Annotated in this window: 18 protein-coding genes; 10 read left to right on the plus strand and 8 right to left on the minus strand. The window is 51.2% G+C overall.

Translation table 11 applies throughout. The features are described 5' to 3' along the window. Positions 1–11 precede the first annotated feature (11 nt). From MKY87_RS14010 to gntK, 3 genes are all read left to right on the plus strand, one after another. Positions 12–878 (plus strand): carbohydrate ABC transporter permease, encoded by an 867-nt coding sequence (locus MKY87_RS14010; protein WP_036613110.1) that lies wholly within the window; start codon positions 12–14, stop codon positions 876–878. A gap of 20 nt (positions 879–898) precedes the next feature. Continuing rightward, positions 899–1726, plus strand: coding sequence for a carbohydrate ABC transporter permease (locus MKY87_RS14015; RefSeq protein WP_036612996.1), 828 nt, complete (start codon positions 899–901; stop codon positions 1724–1726). Between the two features lie 266 nt (positions 1727–1992). Then, entirely contained in the window at positions 1993–3543 is a 1551-nt protein-coding gene (gene gntK, locus MKY87_RS14020; protein ID WP_340964983.1) for a gluconokinase, read from the plus strand. A 578-nt stretch (positions 3544–4121) separates the two neighbouring features. On the opposite strand, the gene MKY87_RS14025 is transcribed toward gntK, so the two are convergent. Beyond that, positions 4122–4511, minus strand: a complete 390-nt coding sequence (locus MKY87_RS14025) for a nuclear transport factor 2 family protein (RefSeq protein ID WP_340964986.1) — start codon at positions 4509–4511, stop codon at positions 4122–4124. 163 nt (positions 4512–4674) lie between these two features. Between MKY87_RS14025 and MKY87_RS14030 the strand changes: the two genes are divergently transcribed. The 3 genes from MKY87_RS14030 to MKY87_RS14040 all read left to right on the plus strand — a co-directional run bounded on the left by MKY87_RS14030 (position 4675) and on the right by MKY87_RS14040 (position 6958). Beyond that, a complete protein-coding gene (locus tag MKY87_RS14030) occupies positions 4675–4992 on the plus strand; it encodes an ArsR/SmtB family transcription factor (protein WP_340964989.1) in 318 nt (105 codons plus the stop codon). A 72-nt stretch (positions 4993–5064) separates the two neighbouring features. Continuing rightward, entirely contained in the window at positions 5065–5877 is an 813-nt protein-coding gene (locus tag MKY87_RS14035) for a hypothetical protein (protein WP_340964991.1), read from the plus strand. Between the two features lie 121 nt (positions 5878–5998). After that, positions 5999–6958 (plus strand): MraY family glycosyltransferase, encoded by a 960-nt coding sequence (locus MKY87_RS14040; RefSeq protein ID WP_340964993.1) that lies wholly within the window; start codon positions 5999–6001, stop codon positions 6956–6958. Between the two features lie 210 nt (positions 6959–7168). On the opposite strand, the gene cydC is transcribed toward MKY87_RS14040, so the two are convergent. From cydC to MKY87_RS14060, 4 genes are read right to left on the minus strand one after another with little or no spacing between them, the layout of a single operon-like run. Then, complete coding sequence (gene cydC, locus MKY87_RS14045; protein ID WP_340964996.1) at positions 7169–9106, minus strand: thiol reductant ABC exporter subunit CydC; 1938 nt, start codon at positions 9104–9106, stop codon at positions 7169–7171. Position 9107: 1 nt separating this feature from the next. Further along, on the minus strand, positions 9108–11036 hold the full coding sequence (gene cydD / locus MKY87_RS14050; RefSeq protein ID WP_340964999.1) for a thiol reductant ABC exporter subunit CydD: 1929 nt from the start codon (positions 11034–11036) through the stop codon (positions 9108–9110). Between the two features lies 1 nt (position 11037). After that, on the minus strand, positions 11038–12093 hold the full coding sequence (gene cydB, locus MKY87_RS14055; RefSeq protein WP_340965002.1) for a cytochrome d ubiquinol oxidase subunit II: 1056 nt from the start codon (positions 12091–12093) through the stop codon (positions 11038–11040). Then, entirely contained in the window at positions 12038–13453 is a 1416-nt protein-coding gene (locus tag MKY87_RS14060) for a cytochrome ubiquinol oxidase subunit I (RefSeq protein WP_340965005.1), read from the minus strand. Before MKY87_RS14060 ends, cydB begins: the two co-directional genes overlap by 56 nt. A gap of 383 nt (positions 13454–13836) precedes the next feature. Here MKY87_RS14060 and MKY87_RS14065 point away from each other — a divergent pair, with 383 nt between their 5' ends. From MKY87_RS14065 to MKY87_RS14080, 4 genes are read left to right on the plus strand one after another with little or no spacing between them, the layout of a single operon-like run. Continuing rightward, on the plus strand, positions 13837–15129 hold the full coding sequence (locus MKY87_RS14065; protein ID WP_340965008.1) for a tetratricopeptide repeat protein: 1293 nt from the start codon (positions 13837–13839) through the stop codon (positions 15127–15129). Then, positions 15126–16121 carry a glycosyltransferase gene (locus MKY87_RS14070; protein WP_340965011.1) on the plus strand — a complete coding sequence of 332 codons (996 nt, stop codon included), beginning with the start codon at positions 15126–15128 and terminating at the stop codon, positions 16119–16121. Before MKY87_RS14065 ends, MKY87_RS14070 begins: the two co-directional genes overlap by 4 nt. A gap of 1 nt (position 16122) precedes the next feature. After that, on the plus strand, positions 16123–17664 hold the full coding sequence (locus tag MKY87_RS14075) for a glycosyltransferase family 4 protein (protein ID WP_340965014.1): 1542 nt from the start codon (positions 16123–16125) through the stop codon (positions 17662–17664). Next, complete coding sequence (locus MKY87_RS14080; protein WP_340965016.1) at positions 17661–18332, plus strand: class I SAM-dependent methyltransferase; 672 nt, start codon at positions 17661–17663, stop codon at positions 18330–18332. The genes MKY87_RS14075 and MKY87_RS14080 overlap by 4 nt, the downstream gene beginning before the upstream one ends. Positions 18333–18572: 240 nt before the next feature. On the opposite strand, the gene MKY87_RS14085 is transcribed toward MKY87_RS14080, so the two are convergent. The 3 genes from MKY87_RS14085 to MKY87_RS14095 all read right to left on the minus strand — a co-directional run bounded on the left by MKY87_RS14085 (position 18573) and on the right by MKY87_RS14095 (position 24895). Further along, entirely contained in the window at positions 18573–20594 is a 2022-nt protein-coding gene (locus MKY87_RS14085; protein WP_340965019.1) for a glycosyltransferase family 2 protein, read from the minus strand. 109 nt (positions 20595–20703) lie between these two features. Continuing rightward, positions 20704–22629, minus strand: coding sequence for a glycosyltransferase (locus tag MKY87_RS14090; protein WP_340965022.1), 1926 nt, complete (start codon positions 22627–22629; stop codon positions 20704–20706). Next, a complete protein-coding gene (locus tag MKY87_RS14095) occupies positions 22613–24895 on the minus strand; it encodes a glycosyltransferase (protein WP_340965025.1) in 2283 nt (760 codons plus the stop codon). The genes MKY87_RS14090 and MKY87_RS14095 overlap by 17 nt, the downstream gene beginning before the upstream one ends. Between the last annotated feature and the right edge of the window lie 29 nt (positions 24896–24924).

The following is a 24924-nucleotide window of genomic DNA, read 5'->3' on the forward strand; positions in this document are numbered from 1 at the left end:
TATGGGCGAGAATGTGGGAACATCGTGCACTTTATGTTGCGATATCGCCGTTTTATATTCTGTTTGCGGTATTTGGGCTGTTCCCAATCGGTTTCTCACTCTATCTGGCTTTTCATAAATGGGATGGCATCGGTGTCATGACGTTTAACGGACTCAACAATTTTAAATACATGCTGACTGATGCCGAGTTCTGGCAAGCCGTGGGCAATACGTTCATGATCTGGATCTATTCGACGATTCCGATGCTCTTCTTCGCCCTGATTATTGCCTTTTTGCTGCATGCACCATTTGTGAAGTTCCGTACTCTGTTTCGGGTCGGTTATTTCCTGCCAAACGTCACATCCATCGTGGCGGTAGCCATTATCTTCGGTGCTTTATTTGCCAACAATTATGGCTTTCTCAATTATCTGTTGCAGTCGGTCGGGCTACCGGTTGTGGAGTGGCTTAATGCACCATGGGGCATTAAAGTCGCAATCTCCTCCATGGTGGTCTGGCGCTGGACCGGATATAATGCCGTCATCTATCTGGCCGGACTACAGAGTATTCCGCAGACATTATACGAAGCAGCCAAGATTGACGGCGCATCAGCGATACAGTCCTTTTTCCGAATTACAATTCCGATGCTGCGTCCTGTGATCCTGTTTACGGTCATTACATCAACGATTGGCGGTATGCAGCTGTTCACTGAGCCACAAGTATTGGTAGGTAATGATGGTGGCGCAGGTGCAGCAGGCATGACGATTGTATTGTACCTCTACCGTGAATCCTTCATTAACAATTACTTCGGATATGGCGCTGCCGTTGGTTGGGGCATGTTCCTCATTATCGCCCTGTTCTCGATTGTGAACTGGAAGCTTGTTCAAGGCAAATCATCCTGATGTGATAAGGGGGAGCGCACATGGCGACCAAACACCTCAAATCGCTGGTGTTGTATACCGGTCTTATCGGGGGCATGCTCATATCCATGTTCCCGTTCTATTGGCTGATTGTAATGTCTACCCGGACAACGTCCGATATCTACAAGTTTCCACCGCAGCTCTGGTTCGGAGGCGAATTGTGGAATAATATTACGCGGGTGTTACAGCAGATTGACTTCTGGGGTGCCTTTCTGAATACGTTGTTTGTGTCGGGCCTCGTGACCATTCTTGTACTGTTTTTTGACTCACTGGCGGGGTTTGCGTTTGCGAAGTTTGAATTTCCCGGCAAAAAGTGGCTCTTCATCCTGCTGCTCGCCACCATGATGGTACCTTCCCAGCTGTCGCTGGTGCCTTCCTTCGTACTCATGGCAACGTTCGGCTGGGTCGGTTCCTTCAAAGCCCTCATCATACCGGGCATGGTAAACGCCTTCGGCATTTTCTGGATTCGCCAGTATGCAACAGAGTCGATTCCGAACGATCTACTGGATGCGGGCCGCATCGACGGCTGTAATTTCTTCCGACTCTATTGGAACGTGGCGTTGCCGATTTTGCGACCTGCATTTGCTTTCCTCGGCGCGTTCACCTTTATTGGTGTATGGAATGATTATCTGTGGCCTTTGATCGTCCTGACGGATGAACGTAAATATACGTTGCAGATTGCGTTGTCCCAATTGAACGGACTGTATAACACAGACTATGCAATGGTTATCGCTGGTACGTTGCTTGCCGTCATTCCACTCATCGTTATGTTCCTGTTCATCAGCCGCCAGTTTATTTCGGATATTGCCGCTGGAGCAGTGAAAGACTAAGATTGTGGCATTTTGATCCATCCCTCAAGTCTGATATTCTTATCTATAGATGAAATAACAGATGCCATATAAGTTGGATGAATAGCGCCAAGTGCACGAAGGGGACAGAAAGGGCCTGAAGAAATGGAGTTAAAAGCTTTCCAGAGGAAAGCTACTTCGAAAGCATATGCTTCGCATTTACGCGATCAGAAGGCTTTCTGTACCCGAAGTGTTAACGTGTAACAGCATTCATTTCACTTATATATTCAAGAAAGAGGGATGACAAAATGGCTTCTTCACCCTATATGATCGGCGTAGATATCGGCACGACCTCCACCAAGGCCGTCTTGTTCGAACAGAACGGAACCATTGTGGCACAAGGCAGTGCCGATTATCCGCTGCACACCCCCACACCTGCGATTGCGGAGCAGGATGCGGAAGATATTTTCAAAGCAGTCATTACATCAGTTAAACAGGCCACTTCCAAAGCGGGAGTGAAGCCAGAGGACATCCTGTTTGTATCCTTCAGTTCGGCCATGCACAGCATTCTGCCTGTCGATCAACACGGCAAACCGCTGATGCGGGCCATGACTTGGGCAGATAATCGCAGTGCCGAGTGGACCGAAGTACTCAAATCCGAGATGAATGGTCACGAAATCTATCTGAGAACAGGTACGCCGATTCATCCGATGTCCCCACTCACCAAGATCATGTGGCTCACCCGGGATCAACCAGAACTTTTCAGACAGACGTACAAATTCATATCCATGAAAGAATATGTCTTCTATAAATTATTTTCTGAATACGTCATTGATCACTCCATGGCCTCCGCCACCGGACTCATGAATCTGGAGAAACTCGACTGGGATGCAGAAGCGCTGCATGTGGCGGGCATTACGCCGGAACACCTGTCCCGATTGGTTCCAACCACACATGTGCTGAAACATGGATTGCACCCGGAGTACGCCAAGGAGATGGGCATTGCGGTCACCACACCGTTTGTGATCGGTGCAAGTGATGGTGTGCTTTCCAATCTGGGCGTGAACGCCATTGATCCGGGCGTCGTGGCCGTGACCATTGGTACCAGTGGAGCGATTCGTACAGTCGTAGATAAACCGGTGACCGATCCGAAAGGACGCTTCTTCTGTTATGCACTCACGGAGGATGCATGGGTCATTGGCGGACCAGTGAACAACGGCGGTGTTATTTTCCGCTGGATTCGGGACGAGTTTGCAGCTTCCGAGGTCGAGACAGCGAAACGGCTTGGCATTGATCCGTATGAAGTGCTCACTCGTGTTGCGGAAAATGTACCTCCCGGTTCGGAAGGTCTCTTGTTCCATCCGTACATGACAGGTGAGCGGGCTCCGCTCTGGAATCCGAACGCCCGCGGCTCGTTCTTCGGCCTGACGCTACACCATAAGAAAGAACATATGATTCGCGCTGCGCTCGAAGGTGTATTGTTCAACCTATACACGGTCATGCTGGCGATTGAAGAAAAGATCGGTCGTCCGAAAAAAATTCAGGCGACAGGCGGCTTCGCCCGCTCTGAGCTATGGCGCCAGATGATGGCTGATATTTTCGATCAGGATGTCATCATCCCCGAAAGTATCGAAAGCTCCTGTCTCGGTGCAGCCGTACTGGGCTTGTACGCCCTTGGCCGCATCGATTCCCTAAGTGCCGTCTCCGGCATGATCGGATCGACACATCGGCACCAGCCGGACCCGGACAGTGTCCGTGTTTATCGGGAACTCCTCCCAATCTTCATCCGCATCTCCCGCAAATTCGAAGAAGAGTATGCGGATATCGCTGCTTTTCAGAATAAGACGATGCAGGGGTAGGGAAGGCGCGGTATGTTACACGTTGGAGATTCAAAAAGTCGAACATGTAATAACGCTAACGAATCGTAAACGTCTTATTTGCAGCTTTTAGCATGTTTTCAAAATCTAACGAACCTGAGACACCTTATATCCGATTTTAGCCGCGGAAAACTGCCCCAAAGTTAGAATAACCGAAAAATAGCGTCTCAGCGATTCGTTAGAATCTGACTTATGCTGATTTATGGCCAATAGCGCGTCTCTGGTTCGTTAGAATTGACCGACCATCGTCACCACCATGTAGTTGTCCCCCCTGCTAAGCTGCGTCTGGCTCAGAATAATCTGCGGCTCTAGCGAGTACATCTTATGCACGTTCATAAGGACCGTCCCGCCATGTTTAAAACATGCGGGACGGTCTTTTTCATGTACAGTTTTTGTGTACCAATCTACCTGTAGAAACTGTGCTACCAGAGTGATGAAGCCCTCGTTCTCAGCGCCTTTCAAATCACTAAATATTCCACCAAAAAAAAAGCCCCACAGCTGAAAAACTGCAGAGCTTCGTTTCCTAAAACGTTGCATTATTACTTATTTACACTGCGCTATTACTGATTATACTTGCTGAACGCATTCTGGTCGGCTTGTACATTCTCCAGATACACAATCTGCCCCGCATCATTTACACGCGCGATATCAATGCCTGCTTTGGCATATACCGTTCCGTCTGCCGCTTGTCCGCATACTGCCCAGTTGGTCTGGTAGCTGCCGTCGGGCTGTTGCACCCACGCGTCCCACATATGTTTTACATCCTTATTATACTCGTAGAAAGCTTTCATGAAACCGTCGAATCCTGTTCGACTGCTGCCGTTAAGCACAATCTCTGCGTCAGGTGTAAACAGGGACAATAAATCCTGCATGGCGCGCTCATCTGTACGTGAAGCATCAAATAAACGGAAATAGTTGTTCAACATCGTAGTGGTATTTGTAGTACTCATTTATATTCCTCCTAGAATAAAAAGCCGTTTTCCAATCTTTCAGTTCGAATATTTTCGAACTAACTGAAAAGAAATGTAACATACTTCTTATACTCCCCGCAAGAGATAGTTCGAAATATTTCAAACATTGAAAGAGAAAGCCGATTATGCTAACGTCATAGATATGAGAACTCCAACAATACCTATGGCTTCGGAACTGAAGCTGACCACGGTCTGCAATGCATTGGGTGATCCGATCCGCATGAAAATTGCACACTGTCTGGCCAGCTCTGGCGAGAAAAACTGTTCAGCCTTCGAAGTAGACCATATTTCCAAATCCACGTTGTCCCATCACATCAAAATTTTACGTGAAGCTGGCGTGATTCAGCCGCGCATTGAAGGTAAACAGCACTTTTATTCCCTACGAAAGGAAGAACTAAACGCACGTTTTCCAGGCCTCGTCGAGATGATTCTGAATACAACCGAGGAATACGTACATTAAAGTAAGCAGGTCTGGGATCGATAGAAGAACTACTTTCATCATAATCGCAATTCCATAAAGGAGGCTAACCGTATGGACAAAAAGGCAGCAAAGATACTGCTGAGCACCTTCTGGGGAGGTGGGGGCTGGAAAACTACCTCTCTACCCTTCTCCGGGGAGGAATTTGAATATGCCAAAAGTAAAGGTGTTATGTTCGATCCACTTACGATCACGCATGACGAGATTGTCCAGCGTCTGTACGACATGCATCAGGATGACTCGTTTAAAGAACGGGTAATTTCGGCCTTTTTACATAGTCTGTCCACCAAAAAAATCTATCTACGCAGCGCATTATCCAGCTGGGCTTTAACGTCGAAGATGCCTTTGCATACCTATGCGGAACGCCCTGCCCTTCACCCTAATACGAGTGCCTGTGGGGATTGTAATTTCCTACGCTTACAGTCAGACAAGGATTATTCCAATGTCGACTTGAACGTCTTGAACTTTGAACGGATCAAGTGGGGCGGCGTGCGTCACGGCTGGCTTATCTATTGCCTGATGGATCTGGAATTACTGCTTCAGGACAACGATGCAAACTATGAAGTAACTCCTGAAGACCAAACCATCCTGGTCAACCTGCTTGAAACAGCGCAGACGGAAGACCCCAAAGACAGTGCTCGCACACTTGAGAAAAAGTGGAAGGATCTCTTCCCTTCGAGCAAACAGGAGCGCGATGCCCTGTTGGAAATTTGGGCGGCAGCCGGCATACTGGTTCCTGGAGATAAACCGAGAAAACGCAAAGGTGGTTCCAGCGATTTCGTCTTTGCAGCAACCTGGCAAGGTGATGATGGATATCATGCAGAAGCCGTAAAACATTATTTTGGCTCCTATCTTCCTCAAATGTGATAAAACCTGAACTTTTGCTCACCTTGACGTGTGTCTGGTTACAATAATGACATCGACAGATTTCCTGTTTAACTCGTATAATAAGGGGAAATTGGTAGATGGGAGTGAAACAAGCGAGTTTATGGTATACATACTGGCTTTTATAGTGTCTTTTGCTGTCGTGGTTCTGCTTATTCCGCCGCTTGGTCGACTGGCTCACCGGCTCGATTTTGTGGACAAGCCCCGGGAAGATGTGGAGCGTAAGCTGCACAGGCAACCTATCCCGCTCACGGCGAGTTACGCGATATTTACTGGATTTTTCCTGACATACATTGCTCTGACGAAAGAAATCACATGGGAAACAGCGGCTCTGGTCGCTGGTGGTATGCTTCTGCTAACGATTGGTACCGTCGACGACTGGTACAAAACAAAAGGCAAAGATTTTCCTGCCCTGCCCAAGATGCTCGTACAGGTCTCTGCGGCAGTACTCGTATTTGCTTCTGGCATTGCGTTCACCGGATTCGTGAATCCTTTTAATGCGGAATATGTCATGCTTCCGATCTGGCTGCAATTCATTCTCACGATCCTGTGGATCTTCGGTGTGACAACCGTCATCAACTTCTCGGACGGCATGGACGGACTTGCTGGCGGATTATCGGCCATCTCGGCGATTACCCTGTTCATCGTGGCCATTGCCAAAGGTCAAACGGATTCCGCACTCATGTCGATCATTCTGGTCGGTGTGACGATTGGTTATCTGAAGTACAACAAAGCTCCTGCCAAAGTGTTCATGGGTGATGCAGGTGCTACGTTCCTTGGCTTCATTTTGGCGGTTATCGCTCTGGATGGTGCATTCAAACAAGCAACCATGTTGTCCATCTTCATTCCGATTTTGGCGCTCGGTGTACCGATCTTCGACAACATCTTTGTCGTTATCAAACGTTTCATTCAAGGTAAAGCGATCTACCAGGCTGATGCGAGTCAAGCACACTATCGACTGCTGCGTGCCGGATTGAATCATAAACAGGTTGTTGCTGTGCTCTATCTCGTCAGCACATGTCTGTGCCTTTCCTCCATCATATTGATGCTGGTAGAGATGTAAGTATCCGCAATATAAGGAATGTAAAAAGAGACGAGTCCAAGATTTCTTGGCTCGTCTCTTTGTTATGCTTATATGGTTAAGTGCTCATTCCGCACTCATTCGGTGTCATTTCGCTATATTGATAATTCATGTATAACAGTTCGGTTCAACCATCTGGACTGGTAAGCAGTATCCACATATCTTAAACCTCAGGCGCTCAAAGTCTCACACTTATCTGGAAGCTACGGGTGGCAACGGTTTTTCTTGTTGCTGCCGACCTGTCCACCCCGGCCGATCAAGTTCAATGAGACGCCGGTATCGCTCTTCCCCAGCCAGCAATTGTTCGTGAGAACCCTGCATGGCAATCTTTCCATTTTCCATAAAAATAAGTTCGTCCATCTGTTCCGCACCAATCAGGTGATGGGTGACCCAGATCATCGTTTTGCCTTGCAAGCTATCCAGAATGGTTCGCATCAACTCGCGTTCAGTCACAGGATCAAGCCCAACGGTTGGTTCATCCAATATAATAACAGGTGTCTCCCGGAGCAGTACCCGTGCCAGTGCAATTCGTTGCCTTTCCCCACCGGAGAAACGCAGACCTGTCTCCAGCATCGGCGTATCATACCCCTGCGGTAAAGACTCAATCAGACCAGATAAACCTACTTGCGCGGCCACCTGACGAATCTCCTCATCCGTTGCATGCGGACGCCCGATCCGCAAATTATTCGCCACCGTGGTGTCGAACAGGTGAGGGCTCTGATTCAGCACCGCGATGACATCAGTGACACTCTCACCCAAGGTTTGCACAGGCATATTATTGATCAGAACTTTCCCCCCAGATGGACGCAAAGCCCCCTGAATCAGCTTCAACAAGGTTGATTTGCCGCCGCCGCTTCGTCCAAGAATAGCCAGACGTTTGCCTTGTGGCAGATGAAGGGATACATCCTGTACGGCATAAGTATCATCAGATGCATAGCGGTAACTAACGTGATTGATCTCGATGTCTGCTCTGAGTTTGGGCGGAATGCGAAGACGAATTCGTCTGTCCGGGGTATCATTCGCAGTTGGTAAGGACTCCGATGGCTGCCTAGCCATCAGGTTGCCGTTTTTTACTACAGAGATTGATTCGCCCGTCCTGTCAACATCGTCCGCTCCATGCTGCACCGGAAGATGCTCTTTCCCTTCCAGCTGTTTCAAGCGGTCCAGCGATTCCCGATATTGTGGAAGATGCTCCACTGCATCCCCTACAGGCAGAAGTGATTCCGTAAGTGGAAATAACACCAGCACAAAAGCAGCAATCATCACGGCAGGTAATTGCCCGATAGAAGCAGCATTTCCGGCCCATAACGTAACCGATAATACCATCAGGCCAATGACACACTGAGCCATCAGATCACGCCAGCGTGTCCAGCGCCGCAATTTGCGACGAACCGCGTCGACATGTTCTTCCTCCTCTTCCTGCTGCTGAACAAATTCCGCGGCTCGCCCACTTGCAAGCCAATCCCCCAGTCCAAGCACACCGTCGGTCAGACGGGTATACAACCTGCTATTTTCCTTTTTCAGCCGTACACGCCATTTCCACGTCACTTTCAGGGAAATCGCAGGTAACACGGCAACGAGAAATAACATATACAAGCCCATCCACACCGCAAATCCCAGATCAACACTGCCAAAGGCGATCACAGTCCCACCGTACATCACAAGCGCGGTGACGGCGGGAAAAACGGTGCGCAGATAGATATCCTGCAACCGCTCCACATCATCGGCGAGTGCTCCGAGTACATCTCCGGTCTGCATACGAGAGCGCAGGAACAGGGCCTGTGGCTCCAGAATGCGATATAACTTCACCCGTTGATCGGCCAACACACGCAGTACGGCATCATGTCCTGCCAATCGTTCAATATATCGAAAGACGGCACGGAATATCCCAAATGCACGTACCCCAACAATAGGTACATACACCATCAAAATGTTTTCAGGACGCAGTGCAGACTTGGAGATCAGAAATCCGGAGGTAAACAGCAGCAGTACCGCACACAGTGCAGCACAAGTGCCTAGCGCAATGACTGCGATGAATCTCCACTGGTACTGTGCCACATACGGAGCAATCCAGCTATTTTTTTCTTTTCCGTTACGGACGGTCTCCATATGTTCATATCCGGACTTCATTTTATATCGCCTCCATCTGGGCCTGAATCATCTGATAATATACACCTTGTCGTGCCAGTAATTCCTGATGTGTTCCCGTCTCTGCCACTGTGCCGCCATCCATGACAATAATTCGATCCATATGCGGCATCCAGTGCAGGCGATGGGTAGCCAAAAATACAAGTTTTCCTTCAAACAGTGGCATCATCGTCTGTTTCAATTCATACTCTGTTTCCACATCCAGATGAGCTGTCGGTTCATCAAGCAGCAGGATGTTCCGTTTACTAAGCAGGGCTCTTGCCAGCGCCACCCGTTGCTCCTGCCCACCACTGAGCTGTCTGCCGCCAGCCCCAATAGGCTCATGCAACCCACCGGATAATGAGGACAGCAGCTTGGTTAATCCAGCTGCGCTAATGGCCTTAGCCACCTCCGCATCCGAAGCCTCCGGCATGTAGAAACGAACGTTATCGGCCAGACTTCCACTAAAGATATACGGATGCTGCGGGATAGCTGCCGTCTGTCTTCGCCAGGATTCGAGCATATCCGATGTAACTGGCTGTCCGTTAGCCAAAACTTGACCCGACGTAGGCAATTGGAAACCAGCCAACACATCAATCAACGTGGACTTGCCTGCTCCGCTGGCGCCAATAATACCGATTTTGCCGAGACCTGTAATCTGAAATGTGACATCCTTTAGCGAATAAGGACCTTCATCATCATGCCGTACCTGTACATCCGTTAGAGCCAATCTACTATTCTCATTCCAAGAGAACACTGAGGAAGAGGAAGAAACAAGCTCAGGAGTAGTAGAAACAGAAGCAGGATCAGGAGCAGAATCAGGAGCAAGATGCCCCGCAGCCGTTTTATCATTCAACACGACACGTATGGTCGAAGTAGCGGCTTTCCTTTTACCCAAAGATAATGATGGTGTAGATCTAGCCTCATCCTCTGCCGTAACGGGATGTGCAACAACATTTGCATAGGCTTCTTTTTGTTTCTGTTCGGCAACTTTCCCCCGTTCAATCACTTGGTTGATAGCCGCTCCGGCTTCCTTACCGTCCAATGTGGCATGGTAATCAGCGCCGAGCATACGTACAGGCAGGAAATATTCGGGAGCGAGAATGAGTACCGTCAGCGCAGGGCCAAGCAGCATATGCCCTTCCGTCAGACGTAATCCCAGACCAACTGCCACAGAAGCAACGGACAGCATCGTGAAGAAGTCGAGTGCAAACGAAGAAAGAAAAGCCATGCGCAGGGTGGACATCGTTGCCTTCCGATACCGCTGACTGACCCGCAGAATGGACCCTTCGTGTGTTTTGCTCTGTCCCAACGTTTTCAGCGTTTCCAGCCCCCGCAGGGTATCAACAAAATGGTTAGCGAGCGCTTTGTAGGATCGGAATTGTCCATCTATCTTCCGCTGCGCAGCGAGGCCAATCAGAATCATGAACACGATCAGTATTGGGAGAGTCAGCATCAGAATAACCCCGGACATCAGATCCAGCTTAAATACATACAGCAAAATGACGATAGGTGTGAATCCTATGCCCAGCATACGAGGAATGAATAGTTCGAGATACGTCTTGTATTGAGCTGTTCCCTCACGTGCCAGTGTAACCAGATGGCCTGTGCCCTCTGTCTTGGCATAACGCGGCCCGAGTCTGAACCACTGCTCCACCATCTTTCTGCGCAGATCGGTCCCTGTCCTCTCCGCATATCGTGAAGTCACGAGTTGTAACCAGAAGGATAGGGCGTAGCGGGCGGCAAAAGCAGCCAGGAACAGCAGCAGTACAGGGTACTGCTCCGTTACGGATGAACCTTCAAACAATGCAGTGATGGCCTGTGCCAGCCATTTGGCTTGCATAATGATCGTCATCGCCTGTAGCAGCACCAGCGCTGATGCCAGCGCAAGTACCGGCCGGATGCCCGGCAGCTTCATTAGCCCCCGTCCCATATCAGTACTCCAGGTGGTGCTGCTCGTTCAGACGTTTGCGGAAGATATAATAACTCCAGATCTGATAGCCAAGAACAAACGGCAGCAATGTGCAAGCTACAATTGTCATTACTTTCAATGAATAAGCGCCGGATGCGGCATTGTATACAGTCAGATCATATGCCGCCCCAAAGGAACTCACCATCACTCTTGGGAAAAGTCCGATAAAGACCGAGGCAAAGGCAATTGCAATCACTGCCCCAGTCATCCCAAAAGCCCAGCCTTCACGCTTCTGACGAACAAAGTATGCCGCAAGTGCAAGCGAAACTGCGCCGAGTACAACCATAATCCAAAGAGCCCAGCCGCGTACGGCGAACACATCGGTCATGAAATACGTCATTAACGCGTAAACAGCGAGCAGTGCAGCCAGCGGCAGCATTAATTTTTGCGCTGTATTCAAGGCACGCTCTCTGAGATCACCTACTGTTCGTAGTGATGCAAACAGCAATCCATGAACCAGACACAGCAGGGTTACGCTCAAGCCACCAATCACGGTGTACGGATTAACAATATCGAGGAATCCTGCACGCAGCTGCATCTCCCCATCAATGGGCAGACCTTTCATCAATGTGGCAAAGACCACGCCGAATAGGAAAGGCAAGAGCGCGCTGGAGACAACAATGATGATGTCCCACGTTTTGCGCCAGCGCTGCTGTTTCATTTTACTGCGGAATTCGAAAGCAACTCCGCGACCAATCAAGGCGAGTAACACCACTACAAGTGGCAGGTAAAAACCACTGAACAATGTGGCATACCAGTGCGGGAAGGCAGCAAACATCGCGCCCCCTGCCGTAATCAGCCATACTTCATTACCATCCCAGAACGGACCAATCGAGTTGATCAGGGTCCGGCGTTCACGATCTGTTTTGGCGATAATACCTGTAGACATCCCCACACCAAAATCAAAACCTTCCAAAAAGAAGAAACCAACAAACAATACGGCAATCAGCAAAAACCACAACTCACTTAGTGACAACGGAATAACCTCCATCCACGCCGAACGGATCGGCCGATTCATCGTGATCTTCTGGCTTCTCGACCGCAAACGGCCCTGCCTTGATCTCACGTACGAACAGGTATACCATCACGATACCGAGAACCGTATACGCAGCTGTGAACGCAATGGTCGAGAACAGGATCATTCCTGCGGATACATTCGGTGAGACCCCGGCTTCGGTTGTCATATAACCAAATACCGTCCACGGCTGCCTGCCAACCTCGGTCATGATCCAACCAGACGTATTAGCGATAAACGGCAAAGTTATGGCGAATACCATCAGACGCATAAACCACTTTCCAGCGACCTCCAGCTTCTTACGCATGGCTAGGAACGTACCGTATAGCGCCAGTGCAATCATCAAACCACCCGCTGCAATCATGATACGGAAACTCCAGAACGTTGTCCGTACTGGCGGGATATAGTCCCCCGGTCCATACGTCTGTTCATACTCAGCTTGAAGCTCCTTCATGCCTTTGACACTACCGGAGAACTTGCTGTAGGACAGGTAACTGAGCAATCCAGGGATTTTGATCTCACCCGTACTCTCCTGTTTATCCGGATCGATAAAAGCGACCACTGTCCATGGTGCCGGATCTTCTGTCGTTGTCCATGTGCCTTCACTGGCTGCCATCTTCATCGGCTGTGTCTCCACGAGATATTGAGCCTGGAAGTGTCCGGAGAAAGCTACACCAAACGAGGAAACAAGAGCGATAATGATTGCGATATTAAACGATTTGCGGAAGATCTCCACATCCTGCTTTTTCATCAATTTGTAAGCACTGATCCCGGTTACGACAAAAGCCCCTGTCATCAATGCCCCAAAAATAGTATGTGGGAATTCGACGAGAAGCTGACCATTCGTGATGAGTGCAAAGAAATCATTCATCTCGGCTCGGCCGTTGTTAATCTCAAACCCGACAGGATGCTGCATAAATGAATTGGCTGCCAGAATCCACAGCGCGGACAGGAATGTGCCGACAAACACCAGCCAGATGCAGGCCAGATGCACTTTTTTGGACAAACGATCCCATCCGAATATCCACAAACCAATAAATGTAGACTCCATAAAAAACGCCAGTAGCGCTTCAATAGCCAGTGGCGCACCGAACACATCCCCGACAAATCGGGAGTACTCGGACCAGTTCATACCGAACTGGAACTCTTGCAAAATACCTGTGACTACCCCGACGGCAAAGTTAATCAGGAACAGCTTGCCCCAGAACTTGGCCATCGTTTTGTAAATCTCCTTCCCCTTAACAACGTACAACGTCTCCATAATCGCAACCAACAGCACAAGACCGATGGATAGCGGGACAAAAAAGAAATGGAAAATCGTTGTAAGTGCATATTGGATACGCGATAACATAATCGGATCCATACCGTTACCCCTTCTTTCTGTTCACTTCGCAGTATGCGTATTTGGCATTGAAGCTGCACCTTCGCTGTCTGTCCGCCAAATACGTTGATGAACGTATTGTGCCAGATTACCTATTTTATACATGTGAGAATTATCACAATCTTCGTCTCTAGAGCAAAAAAAAGTGATCCTAGTCACACAAAAGATAAAATTCAGCCTATTATCACAGCTTGCCAACTGCATCTATTCATGGAAGATACTCATGTTTGGGACGGAATGCCCATATGTTAGTCTCAGGCATATCATGCGAAGTACCGTGAGGGCTTTACATATGAAGTGAAAGCATGAAACACATGCAGAGCGAATGACGCTCCATATTACAGTCAAGGTGAGGTGAACTATTCATGGAAAAACCTGCACCACTACCAGGTGAAGACACCGAAGCCAGCCTGGATAAGGTCAGTACAGCACAGTCCCCTGTCCGATATGTTCTCTTCCCTCGCAAAGGTGGCTGGTCATCCTTTCCCTATCCCGATATTGCTGCACTGCTGTCGATCGAGGGAGAGGTCTTCTATGTCAGTAGCCTGACGCAAACAGAAGATGTACCTCCGGTCATCACTGTCATCTCCCTCCCTGAAGCCGAGCAGCTATTGCTGGAACCTAGCACCGTAGCCGTAGTCGCCCATCCCTACTGGCTTATGGCTACAGCCTCGCTGGAGCCGGAGCTATGTTTCGCCCTGCTCCCTGAGCCCGCTGGGGAAGAATCATCTTCTCCCCTATGGGAGAGCAGTATTTCCAAACTGGTCGGCATCGCCGATCTGGTAGGCACATCCTCCGAGACACGTTATATGAAGCTGTTATTCCAAGGCGTACGTGTTATCTGGCTGGGCGGCGAAGACCCTGCACCTGCGGGTACGATGCAAAAGGATGATCTCGAAGTCCCTCTCCGGGACTACGAACTGTTCTTCCTGCATGCGCTGCGGCAGGTCTTGTCAGGCACTCCGGATAGCGTCACCCTGCTTCAATGCAGTGTACGTGCCGACTTCTACCGACAGCTCCGAGCCAAAGCAGGCCCACATGAGACGATATCCTTTTTGCTGGCAGCCTATGAGTACTTGCTTGAAGATCCGCGGGCCGTCCATTCGTTGCAAGAGGCCTTCACCCATGCGGTCATGAATGGTCGCAGTGATTGTGTGATCTCCCATTATCGATTCCTGTCTGCCATTCATGCCCGGGCTGGAGAGTTGGAGGACGCCCTGCGAGTGTACGGAATTAGCGCATCCGATGAACAGGAACGGCATCATTATGAACAGTTATGTCGCTGGCTGGAGGCGGGAGAAGATCAACTTGTACGAGCGGAATTGCTGCGTATTAACGATGATTACGGAACCGCGCTGCGCATCCTGGACGAACTTGGCGGAGAAACCGCGAGACATTGGAAATTCCGCATATATCAGGAGACAGGACGTGTGGAAGAGGCACTCGCTCTGGTGCATGCAGTCGATATTCAGGATGATGCCAGTCGCCGGGATTATCAGCAATTATCCGGCAGTGCGCTGGCACTGCGAGGGGAACGGCACGGGGCAGTCCGACATTATCTCGAAACGGCACTGGAGGATGAAGATGCGCTGGCCCGGATTGTCGAGCTGGAGCTGTTGGATCATGCTGTACAGCAATTGCTTGGGGAGGTGCCATGATGCTGGACCCAAAGAAGCGTAGACAACAGTTGAATGGGCCAATGGTGCACAGGAATATCCGAACCGAAACCACTTACACGCCAACCGAAACAGCCGATCGAACACATACAGACGCATTGGAAAATGGAGATCACACCCCTGATCATGCACAACCAACGCAGGACATCCGAAGCCAAGTGCATCACTGGGGCGACACACAAGGTCAGGAAGAACAGAGTGCAGCTATAACACAAGAGGAAACAAGTGTATTCAAAGAGCCCTTCTCCATTCGTCGGGTTCGCAAAAGCAAAGGCAACAAGCTGACCGCCATGCTCCAGGTTCGCAATGAACGCGGCCGATACCTTGAAGAAGTATTGCATGATCTGAGTGAGTTCGTGGATGAGATCGTGATTGTGGACGATGCCAGCACAGACGGAACACCGGACATATGTAAAGCCTATCCAAAGGTGGTCCGTCTGGAGGTATTGGAGAAACCACTGTTCGCCGAGGAATGGCGCCTTCGCAACACCTTATGGCAAGCGGCGGCGGGTACACATCCAGACTGGTTGCTTTCAGTTGATGCGGATGAGCTGTACAGCTCAGAGACCAAGAAAGCCATACGCACTCTGATTAATCAGGAGTATGCGGACTGGTTTGCATTTCGATTCTACGACATGTGGGGTGGCCGGACCCACTACCGGGAAGATGATCTCTGGTCTCTGCACAAACGGCATACCGCTTCACTTGTACGGTATATGCCTGGATATCCTTATTTTTATCCACAACAGAATCATCACGTTCCTCGTCTTCCCTTGTCCTGCACTGTATTGCCTGGGGTCAGCACGGAACTGAAGGTTCAGCATCTCGGCTGGGCCGGCAGTCTGGAGGACCGGGTTCGTAAATATTTGCGTTACAAGCGCATTGATCCTAGCGGTGAGTGGGGCAATCTTGCACATTACGAGTCGATCCTTGATCCGGAACCTCGGCTGATTCCCTGGAAGGAGGGACCGTGAGATGGGCGTGGTGAGTATTCTGACGCATAGTTTCACCGACGGGTACAACCGGGAATTCGGTCGTGTATTTGGGGGTGGACTGGAACGCTATATTCTGGATCTGTGCAGTGTCATCCGAGGACTCGGGCATATTCCCGAGGTTCATCAGCTGTCCTATTTTGAAGCATTCCAGACTCGGACGGAGCAGATTGACGTATTTGGTTATTCGTACGACATGGATAATGTACCGGAAGCCTTTGACCGGATGGCAGCCGCAGCGCGCGGCCCAGTGATCTATGCCAGCTGTCTGTGGCAACCCATCACCTACAAACCCGGCAGTCTTGGCATCTGTCACGGCATTAACTGGGATCGTCCCGGACTGCCACTAGAGACAAAACAACAAGTAGCAGAACACATTCAGCTGGCTCTGGATGGACTCGTGCGCATTGTATCGGTGGATTCTCATTTCCAGACCTTTTGCCGAGCTGCATGCACCTATACCGATCCAAAACAGGTTGTCCTGATTCCCAATGCAGTGGATACGTCCTATTTCACACCTGCCCCACCAACACGGACCTTCGAGCAAGAACAGGAAGACGAATGGCTTGTCGCATGGAAGAATGATCTGGCGAGTCATGAAGAAAATGTTGGAGCAGTTATATCAGGGGTGCAAGCTGTAGAAGGCAAGGCTGTAACAAGTGGTGCTGGAGCTAGCAGTGGTAAGGCTAACAGAGATGGAGGTGGGGATACAGATAGCGGTCAAGAACGAGAGGGGAAAGGAACGGTAGAACTCCATTTACAGTTATCGAAACTGGAAGAAGTCGAGGCAGATGGCGAATCGTATAGGTTTGCTCATAACCACCGAAATTCAAAGGATTGGGCTACAGATATTCTAGCAGAAGCAAATGCTGAGCATCAGGTTAATGGTCCGATTCAAGGGCAGGGAGAAAAGAAAACTGTGGAGGCCCGTGTGACCTCTCCCCGCCCAATTCGCATTATCTATCCACGCCGCATCAGCATGGAACGGGGTATTATTCCAATGATGCTGGCGGCAGATAAACTACTTGGAGCCTTTCCGGATCTGGAGATTGAATTTGCCGGGGAACTGGTCGAAGGCAGTACGGTCGGAAGAGCCTTTCGTTATTGGCATCGTACTCATCCACATGCGGAGCGAATTAATCAGCGCACGTATGATTTCCGGGATATTCGGGAGGCCTACCATCAGGCAGATATCGCCGTGATTCCAACCGTTTTCTCAGAGGGCACCTCCTATGCCTGTCTAGAAGCGATGAGCTGTGGACTTCCGGTAATTGCCTCCAATGTTGGCGGATTGAATGATCTGATTCAGGATGGGTTTAACGGGCTATTGGTACCTCCTGGTGAGCAGGAACTAACCGCTGCACTGGTTCGTCTTGTACAGGACCGGGCCGAGAGAGAACGACTGGGAATCTATGCGCGCGAGACTGCACTGTCCTATGATCTTGCCAGGTGGCGGAGCCGGTGGAGCACGGTGTTGGAATCTTTTTTGGCAGAGACAGGATTAAAGGAGGGAATTCGGGGATGATGGATACGCCCAAGGCAACGGAATTCATGGAATCAAGATACATTCGGCAAAGTGACCCTAAAACGGACACATTGGTCTTCCCGCTGCATCCGGCATGGTGGAGCCGTCCCTACGAATATGAATGGGCCCGGCGGTTTGCACGTCCGGACGATGTGGTCCTTGATGCAGCCTGCGGCATCTCCCATCCGTTCAAATTCTGGCTTGCAGAGAACTGCCGCGAGGTTCATGCCTGTGACTGGGATGAACGTATTTTGTCTGAAGAGGCGATAAGACTGGATATTGTTTCTGATTTTGGCGAGCAAGCCGCCCAGGATCTGCCGGAATCAACTCTCGTCCGATTGCACCGTGCACAGGCTAATCTGGCCCAGCTTCCGTACGAGTCTGGTAAGTTTGATCGGGTGTTCTGTATCTCTGTACTGGAGCATCTGGATACGGGCACAATGTTGCGGGCGTTTCGGGAATTCGCCCGGGTACTGAAGCCAAACGGACAGTTGATCGCTACCTTCGATGTCCCCGAGATGCGCCCTGATCTGCTGGAGACAATCATGGCTGTCACCGGATTAACCATTGAAGATAAGCTGAACGTGAAAGAGCCAGACGATGCCATCTGGTCTGATATGTACGGCACGCCGATCCGCTGTTTTCGAGCGGTGATATGCAAAGGTTGAGACGAATTGGGTTACGTTGAGTACAGAGTAAGGAACGAAGGGATGAGGGATCGAGCTATTGGCAACGGAAGCATGCACGGTTCGTGAAATGCTCCGATGACCGGTAGCTCCGTTGCTTTTGCATTTTCAATGGGATGAGCTATTGCGGGAATATGTGGGGATTGAGGTTGGGGACTAGAGACTAGAAATAAGAGATTAGTGATTAAAGATTAAAGATTAAAGATTAAAGATTAAAGGAAATTATAGGTGTACCAGTAACATGTTGCACTGGTTGGTGTACTCTTTGGCAGAGGCTGCGCCGGGTGATGTCAGGCGCAGCAGGGTGTGCAGGCCCGGCGGGATTGTCGTCGCCGGGCGACCTGTGGCGGCAGATTGCCGCGCAGTGAGTTGGGCCGATTTGGCCCATTCACGTGCCTGGTTCTGCCGCCCGGCGAGCAGCGCGAGCGTGCCCGCGAGGAGCGTGTGAGCGAGGAGCGTGTGAGCGATGCGCTCCGAGGCGGGCACTTCGTCCGCGTAGGGCTGCTGCGCGCCGTCAGGCGTGCAGCATAGCGCAAGCAGCCCTTCGCGGACGCTCGCGGGTGCGCGCAGCAGCCCGCAGCGTGCCGCAGGCGGAAGCGCTGCGAGCAACGCCAGCGCGCCGCGGGGCGGCAGGGCTTGCAGCAGGCGCAGCCATGCGGCCCAGGCGCCTACGCCGGCGAGCGCTTGCGCAGCGGCGAGCACGTCGCCTGGCGCAGGCGTGGCCGGGCCGCTGGGCGTTGCGCCGCGGGGCGGGTTGCCCGCCAGGCCGCTGCTGCCGGCCAAGGCCCCGCGCTGCAGCAGCGCCTCGGCGGCGTGGGCCGCAGCAGGCAGCGCTGCCTGCTGGCGAGCCGCCGCTCGGGCGTTGCGCCCGCCGGGCTGCTTGTGGCCCAGCGCCCACAGCGCGAGCGCCGCCTCTGGCCCGTGCTGCGCATGCGCCGCCCAGGGCTGCAAAGCCGCCCGAGCTGCGGCGTCCTCGCCCAGCTGGGCCAGCGCAAGCCCGGCGGCCAGCGGCTGTGCCCGCAGCGGGCCAGCAAGCGCCGCCGCATGGCGTAGCAGCCACTCCGGCCGATGCGCGGCAAGCGCGGTCGGGATCAACGCTTGCCATGCCGCAGGCGGCAAGCTTACCCCAGCGGCTGCGCTGGCGATGGCTTGCGGCCGCCCTGTAGCTGCGGCCAGCAACAATAGCCGCTGCCATGTAGCCATGCTGCCGGGTTGCAGGACCAGCGCCGCCGTGTATGCGGCTTCTGCCTCTGCCCAGCGGCTAGCCCGCTCATATGCCATGCCTTCCAGTGTCAGGCTACGGTAGGTTCCAGCACCAGAGACTGATGTATACCTGCTGGCTGTAGAAGCAGCTGATTTAGCCTGTTTTAACCAGTTCAAGGCCACATCCTCTCTCCCTTGATCCAGTTCTAGTACAGCACCAAGCTCCAGCAAATCCGGGAAATCCTCATACACGGGCGCCCATGCTTCCACTACAGCAAGCGCCCGTTCTGGACTGCCAATCTCTCGCCAGGCGTAAGCCGTTTTCAGCACCAGATCCGAGTGATATCCACACTCCGGCGTAAGCTGTGCCAATAATGGCTGCAACAACCGGAGTGCTTCATCATACTTCGCTTGCTGAAACCATTCGGCAGCCAGAGCATATAACAACTCCGGTTGATCGCCCTCCTGATTCAACGCGGAACGAATCAACTGCATATTCCGTGCGCCTTTATTTTTGGTGGTAATCGCCTGCTCCAGATATCCGTAATGAATGACTTCAAGTCCAGAATGCAGCACACCTTGCGGAGCCAGTGCCATGATGGACGAAGCAATCTCTTCATGAATTCTGCCCTGAAAGGCAATTCGGGGATCATTTCGGAACAAACGACACACCGCATCTGTCACACGCTCTTCACCAGACATACCCAACAGACTCGTGACCTGTATCCAGTACCCCCATACGTTGTCCTTGCTTGCCGCTAACAACTGCACGAGTTCAGTCTTCATCTGAGGGGTCTGTACCCATACCTCATCCGCATCAAGCACCAGAATCCACGGTTTCGTAGCAGCCGCCAGCGACAGATTACGGGCTTCACTGAAATCTCCGTTCCATTCCGTTCGGATTACAACGGCACCATGAAGGCGGGCAATTTCGATTGTATTATCCACCGATCCGGTATCCACAATGATGATCTCATCCACAACATCCCTGACTGCATTCAAGCACCGCTGGAGTGACCCGGCTTCATCCTTCACGATCATACACAAACTAATCCCTATACCCATATTCGTCCCCCCTCACCAACGGAGTTCAAGCCCCACCCATTAGCCCGCTGAATTAAGTTGAACTCCCGGACCTGCCTGATCCCTCTCAGCTCTCAAACCCGTCCGCTCCCGGCAACTCCAGCCGAATATGCTGAACGACAGGCCAACAACGGCGCCGCTGTCCATCTGCATGCTGAGCGAACACCTCCAGATGATGATCCGCAGCACTGACCAATCCTTTCACCAGCCAGCTTGTTCCCGTCAGGGTATCCGAAGCCCCAGGGAACGACTCCATGTCACTCACCTTCCCGTTTTCCTTTTTCCCTTCCATCTCTTTCTCCTTCTCTTCCACTCGACTGCTCTCTCCCGCCAATTGCTGTCGACACATCTGAATCAGACTATGCAGCTCTTTCCATCTCCCTGACTGTACACATCCTTCCATCATCAGTCCAAGGGCTTGCCAGCCGTCATATTCTGTTCCTGCGACCATTCCGTCTATGCTGGAGTCCATGTCCTTCTTCTTTGTCGCTCTCAGACCAACCGTTCTCCCTGTCTGCACAGCAGATTCCTCATTCGTTCCTTCACCCACCTGCGAACTACGCTTCAACCACAAGGTCAGTGGATCATCTCCGTTGACTTCCTTCCCCTCGACCCACTCCAATCGTTCGAGCCATCGGGCAGACGAGATCGCAAGCAGCCCTTTTTTCCGCCTCACAGGTTCCAGTTTCAGACGCGCCTTGTTCCATCTTCCCTGCTGAATTTGAAGCATCGCTTCAGCAACCGATAAGCGCTCCCTCATCTCTCCGGTGGGTTGTGAGGATACACCCGATAATAATTGCAGAGCCGCATCATAACAACGAGATTGCTCCAAAATGCCCAATACTTTGTGTGTTGCCTCTTCCGAAACGAGTGCAAAGCGCTCCCTCACCAGCTCTGGAATCTGATGTTCCTGCCCGGAGACTCGCATAATTCGGAATATCCGATAGAGCGGCGGTAACAGACTGGATTTGGCACGCACTGCTTCCACATAAGCATCTACCGCACCCTCCAGATCTGCCCTTCCTTCCAGCAATCGCCCTAGTGTATACCACGTCTGATAGGTGCCGATGCCTTCTTCCGTATGGTATATGGGAGGAGGTGGACCCATGCGAATAGCTTCACGGAGCGAATACTCTGCCCGATCTGCATCACCCAATGCCTCTGCACATATCCCGCGATAGTGCATCAGATCCGTGTACTCTGGAAAGAGTTCAAGCGCAGCATCAATGCGATCTAATGCCTCCTGCCAGCGATTCAGATGCTGGAGACAACGAACTTCATATTTGAACAGCAAATGCGCGTAACTGGTCATCGCAGGATCAATCCCCATCCGAGCCACACCAAACGTCTCCAACGCCCGCTCCGCTTCCCCCACACGCAGATACTCGACACCCAGATTATAGTGATGGAACGGCTGATCCGGTTCTTCCTCCACTGCCTGTTGCAGCAGGCGGACATTGCGGTTCACCTTATCTTTGCGCTCCACAATCGCCGTCTGATACCCATAATGATGGATGACCATGTCCGTCACATGAAAAGCAGCCTCTGGATTCCTACGGCAAATCGCCGCCGCAATCTGCTCATGAATTCGACCTTCGAACCGATGCTCCGAGGCATTACGGAAGAGACGCAAAACTGGATTCACGGTAACTCCCTGCTGACCCGTACCTGTATAGTTATGAATGTTTAAAAACAATCCGTCACATCCGCTGACCGCCGTCCAGCTCCTGATCTGCTCACGCGCAGCCCTATCGAGCGCCTCGTCCGCATCAAGAAAGAGAATCCAGTCGCCGGAAGCCCGCTCCAGGCCAGCATTCCGTGCTGCGGCAAAATCTTCGCACCACTCAAATGCCACAACCACCGCTCCATATTGCTTCGCAATCTCCGCGCTGCGGTCCGACGAACCGGTGTCCACTACAATCATTTCGTCCACCGCTCCCTGGACACTGGCAAGACAATGAGGCAGCAACTCTTCTTCATCCTTCACGATCATGCATAGGGAAATTCGTTCCGCTCGCAAGCTGATTCCTCCTTTCCTTTGCATGGAAAAGCGTACGCCATGGGATGCCTTCGGTCGTTCGCAGCCTTTGTTCCAGTGTAGTAAATTGTGCAGAGAGTACACCTGAAGACGAAGAACGAACCATCTCCTGCTGGATGGCCTCCATTGCCAGCCGCATGTAACATACAGCTGCTCCAGCTCGGGCCTGCCGCATATCAGGCTCCCGCTCCAGAGCTTGCTCGAACAGAGACAGCGCTTGATCATTGTGGCCTTTGGCATACAGCGTTTCACCCAGCCAGAATAACCCTTCTGCATCCAGCTCACTCTCGGTCATGCACTGAATCAGGATGTTCGCGGCTACCATGGTATACCCCTGACGATACAGCAGACTTGCAAACTCCCGTCGTAAAGTTACAGCCGTTCCCCAATGATCACACATCATCATTGCCCGCAACTCATGCAGTTGCTCAGCAAGTATAAGCTGTCCTGTCTTTACGGCTTGCTGCACAACCTTTTCTGCTACCATCTCTGCCTGCGGACCCCATTGCATAAGCTTTTGTTCTTGTGAAGCAGGTTTCATGCTTCGCGGCTCTTTGGTTAACTGATTCAGCAGTCGATCCATGACCTTCCAAACGTTCTTTTCTTGTGGAAGCGTAGTTGCGAGGAACGCCTCGGATAATCGTAATCCGTTGGTCCAACAAGCCAGTGCCCAATCCATTCTGTGCTCAGCCGGCAGATTGACTTCATCTACACACCCTGCGCTCCAGTGTTCTTCTGCCAGTTGCAGCGCTTCGGAAACCCTATTCGCACACAACATCCAATGTATTCGATCCGCTACATGGATACGAGCGGTACGCACATCAGTATCCAGCATTTTCAATGCCTGTTCATATGCCCCACAGCCTGCTAGAACATAAATCACCTTCACCAGATGGTCCTCATTTGTCACTGCATATGAATGGAGCATTTCACCACGAATCGAATTACCGTGACCCGATTCCTCGAATCCCCGGCATCTGGCAAGCAATGTTTCTGCTATGTTCGCATCCGTTTCACCGGATTGTTGCAGCACATCTGCCAACCCTGCCCATGCCGGGGCATATGTGAACATGCTGTCCAGAGCCAGCCCGTACAGATGTGCAGATTCATTCAGGAATCCTCGTTTCTGTGCAAGTCTTGCCATGGCGGTATAAGCTCTGTAACTGTCAGAACCTGCTTCCGTTACATATAACGCGTCTAAAGCGCTACCGCCATCACTGTGTCCAACACGGTCTATTCCCTCCCGGCAGTTCGTTGCTCGGGCATACGATTGATATGCACGCTCCTCCAAACCTTGCTGCTCCAACGTCTCCCCATACAACAGATGCAGATCAGCATAGGATGGATAACGCTGTCTTTCCACAGCCAGAATTGCATGCGCCTCGTCGTAATGTTCCGATCCTACAAGGGTCTTTGCATAATCTCTAACCAGTGTAGAACGATATGGCGCGAGCGACTCTGTCAGGCGCAATGATTCACGGAACGCTTCAATTGCCTTTTCGACCTGACCAAGCTGGCAATACGTTACTCCCAGATTGTACAGGTGAAAAGGCTGTGCAGGCTCATCTGCGAGTTCCCGCTCAATCAGTTTCAAATTACGTCTTGGCTTATGCTCTTGCGCAATCGTTGAGGCCAGATATCCATCATGAACCAGACATAGTGGAGCAAGCGGTTCAGTCTCGATCAATTGGCTTTGTTCATCTGTATAGGTCTCGCTCTTATTCATATCAGCAGCCTCATCCAGGACAAGCTTGCTTGGCATACAACGAACCAATTGCTCATGGACGCGTCCCGCATATCGATATCCCTGATGAGCACGGAATAGTCTTACTGGTTGGGAGATTACCCTCTCTTCCACCCCTTCACCGTATCGATTCTCTATGGTAATCCGTAATCTTGAGATGCTTTTATGGACTTTAGGCAAATAATTCAGCAGTTCTTCCAATCCATGCGTAACGTACTCATCGGCATCCAAACACAGGACCCATTCCGTACTCGCCAGAGGCAGACTGATATTTCGTGCATGGGCAAAGTCATCTTGCCAGCGGGCGTGCAACACCGTTGCCCCGTACATTCTGGCGATCTCCGGTGTACGATCCGTTGAGCCCGTATCGGTGATAAAACATTCCATGCCGATATGCTTCAAGCTGTCGAGACAGCGGGGCAGATGATGTTCTTCATTTTGCACAATCATATGAATTCCAAGTAAACGGTTCTTCAAATGCAACCACCTCCAATACAAAAAAGTAC

The organism is Paenibacillus sp. FSL R7-0198, from assembly GCF_038000415.1.
Lineage (GTDB): Bacteria > Bacillota > Bacilli > Paenibacillales > Paenibacillaceae > Paenibacillus.